The following is a 14,145-nucleotide window of genomic DNA, read 5'->3' as shown; positions in this document are numbered from 1 at the left end:
GCGGTTCGCCTGCGCTTCGGCGGGGTAATATTATGTAAATTCAGCTTCTTTTGAGCCATGACTGTCTAGTCTTATGGGAGCGAGAATAAAGGAGACCGCCATGGCATTTTTCCCCCGCGTGCTAATTGCCGGACTGGCGCTGTTGATTGCAGACGGCGCACTGGCCGCCCGGACTCAGGTCGACGTGCTGCAAAGTAAGTTGGATCACCCCTGGTCGCTGGCTTTCCTGCCGGATAATCAAGGCATTTTAATCACCCTGAAAGATGGACAGTTAAAACGCTGGCAGCCAGGTACTGGGCTTTCCGATCCTATCATCGGCGTTCCCGAAGTCTGGGCCAACGGTCAGGGAGGACTACTGGATGTGCTGCTTGCGCCCGATTTCAACACCAGCCGTCGGGTGTGGCTGAGCTATGCCGAAGGCGACGGAAACGGCAAAGCGGGAACGGCGGTGGGCTATGGCAAGCTGAATCAGGCCATGAATCGGCTCGAGGATTTTCGGGTGGTGCTGCGTCAGCAGCCGAAGCTTTCCACCGGCAACCACTTCGGCGGTAGCATGGCCTTTGACGATAAAGGCTACCTCTATGTGGCGTTGGGGGAAAATAATCAGCGTAACACCGCTCAGGATCTGACTAAGCTACAAGGGAAGGTGGTTCGTCTGACGGCGGAAGGCGCGGTTCCGGAAGATAACCCGTATGTGGGGCGTAAAGACGCGCGTCCGGAGATCTGGTCTTACGGCATTCGTAATCCCCAGGGGCTGGCGCTGAATCCCTGGAGCCATCAGATCTGGCTGCATGAACATGGCCCGCGCGGCGGGGATGAAATTAACATTCCCCGTCCGGGCGCCAACTACGGCTGGCCTGTTGCCACCTGGGGCATCGACTATGGCGGCGATGCTTACCCGGAAACCCGGGGCGGTGACGTGCCGGGTATGGAACAACCCATCTGGCACTGGAAAGTGTCTCCGGCTATTAGCGGCATGGCGTTTTATCACAGCGATAAATTCCCGCAGTGGCGCCAGAAGCTGTTTATCGGCGCCCTGAAAGAGAAGGCGCTGATCGCCCTGACCGTAGACGGCGATACGGTGAAGGATGAACAGCGCCTGCTGACCGGGCGCAACCAGCGGATCCGTAACGTGAAGCTGGGGCCGGACGGCTACCTGTACGTACTGACCGATGAATCGGACGGCCAGTTGCTGAAGGTGAGCCCGGCGCGGGATTAACTGAGCGGCAGCATCACGATTTTACGGAATGCCGGGCGGTCGCACAGTTGCTGATACCAACGCTGTAGCCCGGGTCGCGGCGCCCAGTCGATATCCAGATTAAACAGCCCGTAAATAAAGGGCCCGAGGGCGATATCACCGGGCCCGAACGTCTCTCCTCCCAGCCAGCGGCTTTTTGCCAGCGCCGCATCCAGAATGGCGAACGCCGCTTCACTGGCCTGTTTACCGCGCTCAATCACGGCCGGATCGCGCTGCTCCGGCGCGGTGCGTATCAGGCTGATATAGACATCGCGATAGGGGCCCGCCAGGGTGGCGATAGACCAGTCCATCCACTTTTCGCCCTGCGCGCGCAGGGCGGGCGACGACGGCCACAGAACGCCTTCGCCATACTGAGCCGCCAGATAGCGCACGATGGTGTTGGACTCCCAGAGCGTCAGATCGGTGGCTTCGTCGCGCAGGCACGGCACCAGAGCGTTGGGATTCATGGCCAGATAATCCGGATCCTGCGTCAGACCATACTGGCCGCCGGCCGGGATGGAATGGTGGCTTACCCCCAGTTCCTCCAGACACCACAATACTTTTTTTACATTGGTGGAATTTTCTCTGCCCCAGACTGTGATCATTAAAGCTCCCGTAACATGGTGGAATGGCGATTATCAGTATGCTTTGCCGCCAGCGAGTGCGCCAGATCTCATAAAAAATTGCCCAGGCTAAGGCATGAGTCGGCGATATCGAATAAACTTAACAAACTTTACCAACCCGCTGTTTCTTTAAGATGATTTGTGGGGTTTACTCTCGGTTTCTCCCGGGCCGCCCGGCTCGCGGGGAGTTTGATCGAATGGATTTCCGGGGCTTATATGACGAGTAGAACGATTTCTGTGTTGCGCGGATTGGCAGCAGGCGCCACGCTGCTGCTGGTTATCTCCCCTGCTGTGCAGGCTGAACAGGCGCCGGGCGCGCCGCAGGTGGATGCCAAAGCCTGGTTCCTGATGGATTACGACAGCGGCAAAGTACTGGCAGAAGGGAATGCGGATGAGAAGCTGGATCCCGCCAGTCTGACTAAGATCATGACCAGCTACGTGGTCGGTCAGGCCCTGAAGGCTGGCAAAATACACCTTGATGATAAAGTGACCATAGGCAGGGACGCATGGGCGACCGGCAACCCGGCGCTGCGCGGCTCGTCGGTCATGTTTCTGAAACCTGGTATGCAGGTTTCAGTGGAGGATCTCAATAAAGGGGTTATCATCCAGTCCGGCAATGACGCCTGTATCGCACTGGCGGACTATGTGGCAGGCAGTCAGGATGCGTTTATCGGGCTGATGAACAGCTATGCCCAGCGCATGAAGCTGACCAATACCACCTTTAAAACCGTCCACGGCCTGGATGCGCCAGGGCAGTTTAGCACCGCCCGCGATATGGCGTTGTTAACCCAGGCGCTGATCCGCGATGTGCCGGACGAGTACGCCATCAATAAAGAGAAAGCTTTTACCTTTAACAACATCCGCCAGCCGAACCGCAACCGGCTGCTGTGGAGCACCAGCCTGAACGTGGATGGCGTTAAGACCGGAACCACCGCCGGAGCGGGGTATAATCTGGTCTCTTCCGCCACCCAGGGCGATATGCGTCTGATTTCCGTGGTGCTGGGAGCCAAAACCGACGGTATCCGCTTTCGGGAATCGCAGAAGCTGCTGACCTGGGGTTTTCGCTTCTTTGAAACCGTCACCCCCATTAAGCCGGATACGCCTTTTGTCACCCAGCGGGTCTGGTTCGGCAATAGCAAAGAGGCGAAGCTGGGCGCAGGTGACAGCGGATCGATCACGATTCCCAAGGGGCAGCTGAAAAATTTGAAGGCCAGCTATACCCTTAACGACAAGCAGCTGACTGCGCCTTTGAAGAAAGGGCAGGTGGTGGGTACCATCGATTTTCAGCTTAACGGTAAGTCTATCGAACAGCGCCCGCTGGTGGTGATGGAGCCGGTGGAAGAGGGGGGCTTCTTCCGACGCATCCTGGACTTCATTCTGATGAAGGTGGATCAGTGGACCGGCGGCTGGTTTGAACGCTTCTTTTCCTGAACGCGATAGCGAATAAGGGCCGTCAGGCCCTTATTCGTGACGCAGCGTGATGCCCTGGCTTCGGGCCTGGTCGATAAGGGACTCCGGCGGCTGCGTATTACTGATGAGCATATCAAACGCCGACAGCGGCCCCATGCAGGCCGGACGTACCTTGCCGAATTTGCTTTCATCCACCACCAGTACCCGCTGTTGAGCCATTTCCAGCGCCCACTGCTTTACCGGTAGCTCTTCAAGGTTAAAACAGGTCACCCCTGTCTGGGGATGAATGCCTGCCGCAGATAAAAAGGCGATATCGGGACACAGATTGCCGAGAATCTCGCGGAAATTAAGCGGCCGGAAGATGGCGTTGCCGGGCTGGAATTCGCCGCCGCACAGGATCACCCGGCACGCCGGCTTTTCGCTCAGGGCCAGAAAGGTGTTCAGCGAATAGCAGATGCCGGTAAAGGGAAGATCCTGGGGCAGCGCCTCGATAATAAACGGCGTGGTGGTGCCGCAGTCGAAGAACAGCGTCTGGTGAGCCTGAACCAGCTCCGCCGCCAGTCGGGCCGCCTGACGCTTCTGCCGGACGTGACGCCCTTTCTGATCGCTAAGCAGATAGTGGCTGCCCGCCGTGCTGCCGGGCGCCAGCACCACATAGCCGCCGAGTAGCACCACCGGCTGGCGTTCGTCGTGAAGGTCGCGACGCACCGTCATTTCCGATACGCCCAGCAGCGCGGCGGCCTCTTTCAGACGCAGTTTGTCGCTGCGTTTTAGTGCCTGAACCAGGCGATCAATACGCGCTTCCCGGCGTGTTTCCATAGCTTCTCCACGGCATAAAAGAAAACCCCTCCGCAGGGGAGGGGAGGCGAGGTTCTATCTTAACGGCGCCGGAGCGGCTAGTCACGCACCCAGCCTTTGCGAATCGGCACGGCGAAGCAGTAGCGGTAGAGCTGAGAGATGCGCTGATAAAGCTGAGGCCCCCAGTGGTTCCAGATGAGCTGAGCTATCAGGCAGCCGCACAGACTGGTGAACAGTGCGCCCACCATATCCATCGGCCAGTGGACGCCAAGGTAAACCCGGGACCAGGCGATAGCGACGGCTGCCGCCATCAGCAGTGCGCCGGACCACAGGCGATGCCAGAACAGGAAAGCCAGCGCGAAGGTGAAGCTGGTGGTGCCATGATCGCTCGGGAAGGAGTTATCCGGCGCGTGATACAGGAAGTTATGGCCCAGACCGATAGCAAAAGGACGGGCATGAGGAAACAGATGCCCCATACACCAGGAAATGCCCAGGCTGGCTACCAGCGCAATGGCGGTTTTAAGAACCATCCGGCGCTGGGCGGTGACTTCGCGCTTACGGCCCCATAGCCAGAGAATAACCACCAGCGCCGGCATAATCAGGATAAGATCGCGCGCAATATACTGGGCGCTGTCCAGCATCCATCCGGTGCTGTCGGGCGTTGCGTTAATCAGTAAAAACCAGCTTCGATTGAGCTCTTCTAACATCTTATACAGATTCCTTTTTACGTAATGTGGTCACGGCCCACCAGAGCGTGACCTGGGTCAACCAGACCCACCATCCAGCCCACAAATTGTGGGAAAAAAAGTGCGCGCCGCGCATGACCTGGCCATAGCCCATGATCAATCCCAGCGCAATTCCCCCCAGAAAGCAGCCCCAGGCCAGCCGGGGGCGCTCGGGATAAAACAGAAAAAATAACCCCATCGCCATAAAGCCGCTGGAGGCGTGCCCACCGGGAAAACAGCGCCCGGAGCCGCTGTCGGCCGGAATCTGACCAAACAGCGGATAACCCACGGCCTGACCGCCATATTCCACCAGATCCCAGGGACAGCTGTGATAGCTGGTGGCCTTCAGAATTCCCACGCTTAACGCGCCCAGCCCCATTAACAGCGCGACTACCGCCGGGCGCGACTGGCGGCGGAAAACGCCACGCAGCAACAGAAGAACGGCGGCGGCGATGATGGCATCCTTCAGCAACTGATGATTCAACAGCTCCAGCCAGCGGCTATGACGCCAGGGAAAGCGATGGCGCGCTGCATCGTACCAGTAACCGGTCAGCAGACGATCCAGCGTTTCGCTGCGCGACAGCCAGATAAAGATGGCGCCACAGATCGTAAGCCCGAAAGCCTGGTAAAGGTAGAAGCTACGCGGCAGGGCGTAAAGCAGGTTTTTCTTATTTATCCGCACATCGGACGTGGCGCGCCCGGTCTGAATCAATGACATAAACAAATTCGCAGCAAACGGGAGTGGCGTCAGGATAGTGGTGCTGAATGAAGAAAACCTTAAACGACAGAGGGAAATCCTGAACAAAGGTATATTTTGCTTTGCTGAAAACCGGAATTTCATTACACTCTGCGCGCCTTTTCCTTTCGTGGCTATTTTTTATGCAATCCCCGGCGGCAAAACCTCTCGGACGCAGCGCGCTGCTGTTTCCGCTCTGCCTGGTGCTCTACGAATTTTCTACCTATATTGCGAACGACATGATCCAGCCGGGAATGCTGGCGGTGGTTGAGCAGTATCAGGCGGGAAGCGAGTGGGTGCCGACCTCGATGGCCGCCTATCTGGCGGGCGGTATGGTACTACAGTGGCTGCTGGGGCCGCTTTCCGATCGGGTCGGTCGCCGTCCGGTGATGCTGGTCGGGGTGCTGTGGTTTATCCTGACCTGTCTTGGCACTCTGCTGGCGCAGAATATCGAGCAGTTCACGCTGCTGCGCTTTTTACAGGGCGTGAGTCTGTGCTTTATCGGCGCGGTGGGCTATGCGGCGGTTCAGGAATCTTTTGAAGAGTCGGTGTGCATTAAAATCACCGCGCTGATGGCCAATGTGGCGCTGATCGCCCCGCTGCTGGGGCCGCTGGTGGGGGCAGTCTGGATTCACGTTGCGCCATGGCAGATGATGTTCGTTCTGTTTGCGCTGCTGGCCACTGTTGCACTGGCCGGTCTGTGGCGCGCCATGCCGGAAACCGCGACCCGTATCGGCGAGCCGCTCTCTGTGTCCCGCCTGGGTCAGGATTACCGGGAGGTTCTGCGCAATGGCCGCTTTGTGGCGGGCGCGCTGGCAACCGGCTTCGCGGCGTTGCCGCTTCTGACCTGGATAGCTCAGTCGCCGGTCATGCTGATGCAGGGCGAACATCTGAGCAGCTACCAGTACGGTCTGTTGCAGGTGCCGGTATTCGGCGGCCTGATTGTCGGCAACCTGACCCTGGCGCGCCTGACGGCTCGCCATAGCGTGCGGAGCCTGATTCTGGCGGGTGTACTACCCATTGTCGGCGGACTGGCGCTGGCGGCGGCTGCGACTCAGGTGGCAGCCCATGCCTGGCTGTGGATGGTCGCCGGGCTGAGCCTGTACGCTTTTGGCATCGGTTTATCCAATGCCGGTCTGGTACGCCTGACGCTGTTTGCCAGTGCGATGAGCAAAGGCACCGTGGCGGCGGTGATGGGGATGATGCAGATGCTTATCTTCACCTTTGGCATCGAACTGAGTAAACAGGCCTGGCTGAGCGGTGGCAATGGGCTATTTAACCTGGTGAACCTGGCGAGCGGGCTGCTGTGGTTGGGGCTGGTGATGCTGTTTCTGCGCGATCGCAGCGCCGGTGCGGCGCTGCAGCCCTGAGCGGCAGGATTAATCGAATGGCGGTTCGTGGTTAAGGGCCCGCTCGATAATTTCCAGAACCCCTTCCTGATTATTGCCTGGCGCCCGGTGGGGCGTTAGCGCCTGTACGGCGCCGGGAGCGTTGGCCATGGCAAAGCCGAAATCCGCCTGTTGCAGCATTTCGGTATCATTGCCGCCATCGCCAAAGGCCAGCACCTTGCCGTCATCGATATTCCAGTGACGGCGTAGCAGATTCAGCCCGTTGGCTTTATGCAGGCCGGGAATAATCAAATCGATGGCGCCATGGCCGCTGGTGACCGGTGTCGCGATATCGCCCAGGGTTTCGCGCAACTGCGCCATGGTCGGCTCCAGTTCTGCCCCCGGCAGGTTAAGGGCGAATTTAAAGAAGGTATCCCGGCTTTCGACGCCGGTGAAATCATCGACCTGCTCCAGACGGGGATAGTAATGCGCGGCGGCCTGTTTTACCTCATCGCGATAGCGGGAAAGCGTCCAGGCGCAGCGCTTGCCGCAGGCGACGATCTCCACATCCGATAAGGCGAGCAGTACGGCGATTATACGCCGGAACTGCGGATGGCTAAAGACACCGTTAAACAGCTCCTGCCCACCGCACAATACCCAGGCGCCGTTTTCGGCCACAAAACCGATTTCGTGGGCGATTTCGGGAAAAAAGCTGCGCAATTGCCAGTACTGGTTGCCGCTGGCGACCGCGAAGTGAATGCCCTGCTGCTTCATACGCTGATACAGCGCCATAAACCGCGGCTGGTTATAGCATTTGGCATCGTCAAGAAAGGTGCCGTCCATATCGACGGCGATCAGTTTAAGCATCACGATGCCTCCGCCAATCGCTGTCAGGCCAGTCGGGTGCCGTTGGGCACCGGCAGGGTGAATTCGGCCAGTACCACCGAGCCGTCGGCGTCGTGGGCGCCGGTCACCAGCACTTCGGACTTTACGCCAGCGATACGGCGTGGCGCGAAGTTACAGACGCACAGAACCTGACGGTCGGGCAGCGATTCCAGCGGATAGTGCTGGGTTATCTGAGCGCTCGAACGCTTTATTCCCAGTTCGCCGAGGTCGATATCCATCACCCAGGCGGGTTTATGCGCTTTCACGTTGGGTTCGGCATGAATAATGGTGCCGACCCGCAGCTCCACCCGCTCAAAATCCTGCCATTCGATGGTTTCCATGCGTTCTCCTTTTATGACGGTTGCGATGGTGCGGCGGGTTTCGCCACCGCACGGGCAAGGGTTGCCGCAATCGCCACCAGCCCCAGCACCAGCAGCATGGCGCTGCGCAGACCGTAGTGCTGCCCCAGAAAGCCCAGCAGCGGCGGCCCCACCAGGAAGGCGATATAACCGGTAGTGGCAACCACGCTGACGCGGGTGGCGGCATCCGGGCCGGTATCGCTGGCGGCAGAGATGGCGAGCGGGAAGCCCAGTGAGGCGCCCAGCCCCCAGAATAGCACCGACAGCCCGGCGATAAAGGGGCTGTCGACGAAGATCACCAGCCCGATGCCCAGCGCCCCCAGCAGAGCGCTGGCGCGCACCACCGCTACCCGGTTGAAGCGATCGATAAACCAGCCGCCGCAGCAGCGACCCAGCGCCATGCCCAGGGTAAATCCGGCGTAGATCAGGGAGCCGGAAGTGGGGCTAAAACCGTGCTCATCCACCATCAGTAGCGGCAGCCAGTCGTTGGCAGAGCCTTCGGCGAAGGCCATAGCCAGCACGATAACGCCAATCAGCATCAGGGTGCCGTCTTTCCAGAACGGGCGGTGAGGCGAAGACGCGGCCTGCTCGCTCTGTTCGGCAGTCTGCTGGCCGGTACCATCGGGGATGGCACCAAGGGCGATAATAATCGGGACGATGGCGATAAGGCCCGCCAGTAGCAGATGGTGATCTGCCCGCAGGCTTAAGCCGGTAAGCGCCATACCGGCGACGGCGCCCGCCAGGGTGCCCAGGCTGTAGAATCCGTGCATCATCGGTAGCACCGTTTTATTCATCAGACGCTCCACAACGGCGCCTTCCACATTGACCGCCACTTCGGCGCTACCCAGTCCGCCGCCCAGCATGGCCAGTCCGGCGGCAAACAGCCAGGGAGAAGCCAGCTTTAGTGCCAGGCTCATCAACAGCATGCCGCCAGTGACCAGCGCCATACCAACCCGAATTACCCGGCGGGCGCCGAAGCGCTTAACCAGCCATCCGGAACACAGAATACCGCTCATCGAGCCGACCGAGATGCCGAACAGCACCATCCCCATTTCCGAAATGGAAACGCCCAGGGTATCGCGAATATCCGGGGTTCGGGTGGCCCAGGAGGCCATAAGCAGGCCGGGGAGGAAGAAAAGCGCAAACAGCGCCCAACAGCGCTGGCGCAGGGCCCTGCGGGAGGAAACAGCCGTCATGAGTATCCAGAGTAAGAAAATAAGGAAGACACTAGCAACTCTCTATCCACTTGTACACTAACGGCTTTTGATTCGGTGAAGCGGTTTCATCGCCCGGGGAAAAGACGGCACAAAATGTCAAATGAATCCTGCTAATTAATAGTGGGGAGTCATATTCGGTGATGAAACTGGCGGAAAACGGCACGAAAAGTCGCCAGGATAAGGATGAAAAAAGTGGGCTATCTGTCGCGAAGATAATAAAAAACCCATCAATCTTGAACCGAAATCGGCGGGATTGATGGGCTCCTCAAATTGGGGACATCAAAGAAAAGCAGTGGCACTTAATATGACTGGCGTCGCCCTAAAAAGTTCACGGGTTTTGCAAAAAACTTAACTTTTTCTGTATCTGGCTAAAAACTGAGCCCCGGCCAGATTATCACGATCAGAGTACCGGCCAGCGTCAGCAGGACGTTGGCAATGGCATAGGTACCGGCGTAGCCCAGCGCCGGAATATTGCTGCGCGACACGTCGCTGATGATCTCCATGGCAGGAGCGCTGGTTCTGGCTCCCATAATGGCGCCAAACAGCAGCGCCCGGTTCATGCGCAGCACCCAGGCGCCGAACAGGAAGCAGATGGCTACCGGCAGCAGGCTGACCAGCAGCCCGGCCACCAGCATCTGCCAGCCCACATCGCCCAGGCTATGGTTGATGCCGCTACCGGCGCTCAGGCCAACGCCGGCCATAAAGACCATCAGCCCGAACTCCTTCACCATATTCAGCGCTCCCTGAGGGATGTAGCCGAAGGTCGGGTGGTTGGCGCGCAGAAAGCCTAGCATAATGCCAGCGAACAGCAGCCCGGCGGCGTTACCGATACCAAAGCTGAAGGTGCTGAACTGGAAGCTTATCATCCCGATCATCAGACCGATGATAAAGAAGGAGCAGAAGGCCAGCAGGTCGGTTACCTGGCTGTGAATGGAGACGAAGCCGATACGGTCGGCCACGGTCTTCACGCGTCGGGCGTCGCCGCTGACCTGGAGCACGTCGCCTTTGTTCAGCAGAATATTGTCGTCGATGGGCATCTCTATCTGGCTGCGAATCACGCGGTTCAGGAAGCAGCCCTGATCGGTGAGCTTAAGCTGTCCCAGGCGACGGCCTACGGCATTGTGATTTTTAACCACGATCTCTTCAGTCACGATACGCATATCCAGCAGATCGCGATCGAACACCTCTTTACCGTTACGGAAGCTGGGATCGAGTCGGGCATGGGCATCGGGATAGCCCACCAGCGCGATCTCATCGCCGGGTTGCAGCACCGCATCGCCGTCCGGCGTAGCCAGAATGCCGTTACGGCGAATGCGTTCGATATAGCAACCCGTCTGGCGATAGATACCCAGTTCGCGCAAATTTTTGCCGTCGGCCCAGGCGACCAGCTCAGGGCCAACCCGGTAGGCGCGAATCACCGGCAGAAAGACCTTGCGGGTGGCATCGGTGTCCAGCCCGCGCTCGCGGGCGATCTGCTGGGCGCTGGTTTGTAGATCCTGGTGCTGCAGGCGCGGCATATAGCGGGCGGCCAGAATCAGGCTGACCAGACCGATCAGGTAGGTCAGGGCGTAGCCCAGACTGAGCTGATCGAGGGCGGTGGCCAGTTCGCCATCGCTGATGCCCGCATGGCGCAGAGTATCGCCGGCGCCGACCAGCACCGGCGTCGAGGTCATGGAGCCCGCCAGCATGCCGGAAGTCAGACCGATGCCCCAGCCGAAGGCTTTGCCCAGCAAGATGGCGATAATCAGAGCGCTGCCCACCATTACCAGCGCCAGCATCAGGTAATTTTTGCCGTCGCGAAAGAAAATAGAAAAAAAGTTGGGGCCGGCTTCTACACCGACGCAAAAAATGAACAGCATAAAGCCCAGATTCAGTGCGTCTGTGTTAATCGAAAAATGCTGCTGACCCAGTAATAAAGAGACGACTAAAACACCAATGGAATTACCCAGTTGAATAGAACCCAGCCGTAATTTACCGAGACACAGGCCTAAAGCCAGTACCACAAATAATAACAGGACGTAATTCCCGTTTAACAAATCTGCGACGTTTATATTCACGTAGGCTAACTTCTTGTTTACAGTAAGCTGTTGAATGGAATGGTTTTTTCGGTTAATGTCCCTTTCCAGAGACAGTGGCGCGCGGGCAGGGTAACGGCCTAAAATAATAATCGCCCACGCTCTTTAAGAGCCGATGCTAGTTTAATCTTAATAATAATCAACGGCCAGCACGAACATACAATTGTACAGATCTTTTCGGACCCAGGGAGCGTCATAGGGTGTTGTCGGTGCGCAGGCTTATTCTGGCCTGCGTGCGGTTTGGCGAACAGATTCAGGAGGATTTGGATAATGCGCCAGGAGCGGTGGGCCGGGATTATCTGTGCTTTTGTGCTTTTTATTGTTGTTTTCGTGTACCAGAAAGCCGGGCTGCCCGCGGCGACCTGCGCTCGCGCCGAGCCGGAGCCGGAGCTGCTGCTGTTTATGCTGCCAGGGTTTATCGCTGGCTTTCTCTCTTTACGCGGCGATCTTATCAGGCCGCTTATCGGTATCGCGCTTGCGCTACCGTTCTGCTTCCTTATCATGCATTTGTGGCTGACGCCCCAGCGTCCTCCGGTTCAGGAGGTTGCCTGGCTGTTCAGCGGCGCTTTCTGGTGCGCTATCGGCGTACTCTGCGCGCTCTGCGTGCGGTCGCTGCGCTATCGCCAGCGTCGCCGCTGCCGCCACTGAGCGTTTACGCTATATTCCGGTAAACCGTCATCTTTCCGCCAGGTTATACTGGCGGGCCGTCGCCGTGGGAGAAGTACCGATGAGAACGCTGAACGACCTGCCAAAGCCCATTATCCTGCTGGAACTGGCTGGTATGATCCTGCTGGGGTTGGCCTGGCTGTCGATTAACGGTCATGTGGCGCTGCCGGCGCCGCTTGATGGCACCGTGGCTGCCGTGGCCATGGTCTGCCTTGGCGTAGCATTGATGCTTCCCGCGGCGTTTATGTTGTTGTGGGCCGTAGCCCACAACGTGGCGCCGCTGTTGCTAAAGTCGCGCCAATCACAACCGACACCATCAAGTAAGGAAAAACGAGATGACGCCGACCATTGATTTGATCCGCTCCCACCGCTCTATTCGCCATTTTACCGAACAGGGCATCAGCGACGAGCAGCGCGAGGCCATTATTGCCAGCGCTCAGGCGGCTTCAAGCTCCAGTTTCCTGCAGTGCAGTTCGATAATCCGCATTACTGACCCGAGGATGCGCGAGCAGTTGGTCACCCTGACCGGCGGCCAGAAGCACGTAGCCCAGGCTCCGGAGTTTTGGGTGTTTTGCGCCGACTTTAACCGTCACCTGCAAATTTGTCCCGAGGCCCAGCTGGGGCTGGCCGAGCAGCTGCTGCTGGGCGTGGTGGATACCGCGATGATGGGGCAGAACGCGATGCTGGCCGCGGAATCCCTGGGGATGGGCGGCGTCTATATCGGCGGGATCCGCAACAGCATTGAACAAGTCACCGAACTGCTGGCGCTGCCCGAACATGTCCTGCCGCTGTTTGGTCTGTGCCTGGGCTGGCCTGCGGATAATCCGGATCTGAAACCACGCCTGCCGGCTTCCCTGGTGGTGCACGAAAATCGCTATCAGCCGATGGATCAGCAGGAGCTGGCGCGCTATGACGAAACGCTGGCGCAGTATTATCTGTCGCGCGGTAGCAATAACCGGCGCGATACCTGGAGCGATCACATTCGCCGTACCATTATTAAAGAAAGTCGCCCGTTTATTCTGGACTATCTGCATAAGCAGGGTTGGGCGACCCGTTAACCCGCCAGCTGCGGGCCGATGATCTTCGACCATTAGTGAGGTGAAGGGTGAATATCGCCATTTTATCCAGGGATGGTACGCTCTGGTCCTGTCGACGCCTGCGGGAGGCGGCCCAGCGCCGCGGCCATCGGGTTGAGGTTATCGATCCGCTCTCCTGTTATATGAGCATTAATCCCCGGGCCTCTTCGGTGCACTACAAAGGGCGGCGTCTGCCGCATTATGATGCGGTGATTCCGCGCATCGGCTCGGCGATTACCTTCTACGGCACCGCCGTACTGCGCCAGTTCGAAATGCTGGGTAGCTATCCTTTGAATGAGTCGGTGGCAATTACCCGGGCCAGGGATAAGCTGCGTTCGCTGCAGCTGCTGGCGCGTCGGGGTATCGATCTGCCGGTGACGGGTTTCGCCCATTCGCCGGACGACACCCACGATCTGATCGAAATGGTTGGGGGGGCGCCGCTGGTGGTGAAGCTGGTGGAGGGTACTCAGGGCATCGGCGTGGTGCTGGCGGAAACCCGCCAGGCCGCGGAAAGCGTTATTGATGCCTTCCGCGGCCTGAACGCGCATATCCTGGTTCAGGAGTATATTAAAGAGGCCAGAGGCAGGGACATTCGCTGCCTGGTGGTGGGGGACAGGGTTGTCGCCGCTATCGAACGTCAGGCCAAAGAGGGGGATTTTCGCTCTAACCTGCATCGCGGTGGCGTGGCCCGGCGGGTTGAGATCACCCCCCGTGAGCGTGATATCGCGCTGGGAGCGGCGGCCACTCTGGGGCTGGACGTAGCCGGGGTCGATATTCTGCGCGCCGATCGCGGGCCGCTGGTTATGGAGGTGAATGCCTCTCCGGGCCTGGAAGGGATAGAGAAGACCAGCGGGGTGGATATCGCCTCTTTGATGATAGCCTGGGTCGAGCGCCACGCTCGCCCTGGCTTTTCCCTGAAAACTGGTGGCTAGCGCGATTTTTGGCCGTTACTCATGGTATCAGCGCGGCTTTTTGCGTAAGCTATGCGCGTTTACCGGTTATCAAAAGAG

Annotated in this window: 15 protein-coding genes; 7 read left to right on the top strand and 8 right to left on the bottom strand. The window is 58.6% G+C overall.

Features of this window, described 5'->3' with window-relative positions:
• Positions 1-100 precede the first annotated feature (100 nt).
• Positions 101-1,219: a PQQ-dependent sugar dehydrogenase gene (locus V3W49_RS01210; protein WP_500143127.1), complete on the top strand. Its 1,119-nt coding sequence runs from the start codon at positions 101-103 to the stop codon at positions 1,217-1,219.
• Here V3W49_RS01210 and V3W49_RS01205 read toward each other — a convergent pair.
• Positions 1,216-1,842 carry a glutathione S-transferase family protein gene (locus tag V3W49_RS01205; RefSeq protein WP_500143126.1) on the bottom strand — a complete coding sequence of 209 codons (627 nt, stop codon included), beginning with the start codon at positions 1,840-1,842 and terminating at the stop codon, positions 1,216-1,218. The genes V3W49_RS01210 and V3W49_RS01205 overlap by 4 nt on opposite strands.
• 234 nt (positions 1,843-2,076) lie before the next feature.
• On the opposite strand from V3W49_RS01205, the gene dacC reads away from it, so the two are divergent.
• Positions 2,077-3,291, top strand: coding sequence for a serine-type D-Ala-D-Ala carboxypeptidase (dacC, locus tag V3W49_RS01200; protein WP_500143124.1), 1,215 nt, complete (start codon positions 2,077-2,079; stop codon positions 3,289-3,291).
• A gap of 30 nt (positions 3,292-3,321) precedes the next feature.
• On the opposite strand, the gene deoR is transcribed toward dacC, so the two are convergent.
• The 3 genes from deoR to V3W49_RS01185 form a co-directional block, all read right to left on the bottom strand.
• Complete coding sequence (deoR, locus tag V3W49_RS01195) at positions 3,322-4,089, bottom strand: DNA-binding transcriptional repressor DeoR (RefSeq protein ID WP_500143123.1); 768 nt, start codon at positions 4,087-4,089, stop codon at positions 3,322-3,324.
• Positions 4,090-4,166: 77 nt separating this feature from the next.
• Entirely contained in the window at positions 4,167-4,775 is a 609-nt protein-coding gene (gene ybjG, locus V3W49_RS01190) for an undecaprenyl-diphosphate phosphatase (RefSeq protein ID WP_500143122.1), read from the bottom strand.
• A 1-nt stretch (position 4,776) separates the two neighbouring features.
• On the bottom strand, positions 4,777-5,511 hold the full coding sequence (locus V3W49_RS01185) for a phosphatase PAP2 family protein (RefSeq protein WP_500143121.1): 735 nt from the start codon (positions 5,509-5,511) through the stop codon (positions 4,777-4,779).
• A 161-nt stretch (positions 5,512-5,672) separates the two neighbouring features.
• Here V3W49_RS01185 and V3W49_RS01180 point away from each other — a divergent pair, with 161 nt between their 5' ends.
• Positions 5,673-6,899 carry an MFS transporter gene (locus V3W49_RS01180; protein WP_500143120.1) on the top strand — a complete coding sequence of 409 codons (1,227 nt, stop codon included), beginning with the start codon at positions 5,673-5,675 and terminating at the stop codon, positions 6,897-6,899.
• A gap of 9 nt (positions 6,900-6,908) precedes the next feature.
• Here the strand turns inward: V3W49_RS01180 and V3W49_RS01175 are convergent, their stop codons facing one another.
• The 4 genes from V3W49_RS01175 to V3W49_RS01160 form a co-directional block, all read right to left on the bottom strand.
• Entirely contained in the window at positions 6,909-7,727 is an 819-nt protein-coding gene (locus tag V3W49_RS01175) for a Cof-type HAD-IIB family hydrolase (RefSeq protein WP_500143119.1), read from the bottom strand.
• Positions 7,728-7,747: 20 nt separating this feature from the next.
• Entirely contained in the window at positions 7,748-8,083 is a 336-nt protein-coding gene (locus V3W49_RS01170; RefSeq protein WP_500143117.1) for a tRNA-binding protein, read from the bottom strand.
• Between the two features lie 11 nt (positions 8,084-8,094).
• Complete coding sequence (locus V3W49_RS01165; protein ID WP_500143116.1) at positions 8,095-9,297, bottom strand: MFS transporter; 1,203 nt, start codon at positions 9,295-9,297, stop codon at positions 8,095-8,097.
• A 389-nt stretch (positions 9,298-9,686) separates the two neighbouring features.
• Positions 9,687-11,375, bottom strand: a complete 1,689-nt coding sequence (locus tag V3W49_RS01160) for an aspartate:alanine antiporter (protein WP_500143115.1) — start codon at positions 11,373-11,375, stop codon at positions 9,687-9,689.
• 288 nt (positions 11,376-11,663) lie between these two features.
• Here V3W49_RS01160 and ybjM point away from each other — a divergent pair, with 288 nt between their 5' ends.
• The 4 genes from ybjM to rimK all read left to right on the top strand — a co-directional run bounded on the left by ybjM (position 11,664) and on the right by rimK (position 14,067).
• Positions 11,664-12,041, top strand: a complete 378-nt coding sequence (gene ybjM, locus V3W49_RS01155; protein WP_500143114.1) for an inner membrane protein YbjM — start codon at positions 11,664-11,666, stop codon at positions 12,039-12,041.
• A 79-nt stretch (positions 12,042-12,120) separates the two neighbouring features.
• Positions 12,121-12,411 carry a YbjC family protein gene (locus V3W49_RS01150; protein WP_500143113.1) on the top strand — a complete coding sequence of 97 codons (291 nt, stop codon included), beginning with the start codon at positions 12,121-12,123 and terminating at the stop codon, positions 12,409-12,411.
• Positions 12,395-13,117, top strand: a complete 723-nt coding sequence (gene nfsA / locus V3W49_RS01145; protein WP_500143111.1) for an oxygen-insensitive NADPH nitroreductase — start codon at positions 12,395-12,397, stop codon at positions 13,115-13,117. The genes V3W49_RS01150 and nfsA overlap by 17 nt, the downstream gene beginning before the upstream one ends.
• A 47-nt stretch (positions 13,118-13,164) precedes the next feature.
• Entirely contained in the window at positions 13,165-14,067 is a 903-nt protein-coding gene (gene rimK, locus V3W49_RS01140) for a 30S ribosomal protein S6--L-glutamate ligase (protein ID WP_500143110.1), read from the top strand.
• The last annotated feature ends 78 nt before the right edge of the window (positions 14,068-14,145 follow it).

The sequence above is a fragment of the Rosenbergiella sp. YN46 genome (genome assembly GCF_036620675.1).
GTDB lineage: Bacteria > Pseudomonadota > Gammaproteobacteria > Enterobacterales > Enterobacteriaceae > Jejubacter.
The sequence above is the reverse complement of the archived record's forward strand: the minus strand, read 5'-3'. Positions and strand labels throughout refer to the sequence as shown.